Below are 234 nucleotides of genomic sequence, written 5' to 3'. Positions count from 1 at the left end.
TTATTAACCGATCGGTTAGCAAAAAGAAAGGAAGATACCGGTTGCCTATACAACTTTACGAAAGAAAAGAGATTCTCGAGGCTTGTCTTTCCGTTTTCGCGCGCCACGGGTACAAAGACACTTCGACCGGGATGCTGGCGGGGGCGGCCGGCATTTCCATGTCACTGATTTTTCACCATTTCAATAGCAAAAAAACGCTGTACCTCAGCTTGCTGGTTCACTGTTTCGTGAGGG

At 47.9% G+C, this 234-nt stretch carries 1 protein-coding gene; it reads left to right on the top strand.

Going from position 1 to position 234, the window contains the following annotated elements:
• Positions 1 to 41: 41 nt before the first annotated feature.
• The coding region (locus tag KVT34_RS31265) for a TetR/AcrR family transcriptional regulator (protein ID WP_217563394.1) at positions 42 to 234 on the top strand (193 nt) is incomplete at its 3' end.

It is taken from the genome of Paenibacillus sp. GbtcB18 (assembly GCF_019091125.1).
GTDB lineage: Bacteria > Bacillota > Bacilli > Paenibacillales > NBRC-103111 > Paenibacillus_F > Paenibacillus_F chitinolyticus.
This window is presented reverse-complemented; position numbering and strand designations above follow the sequence as displayed.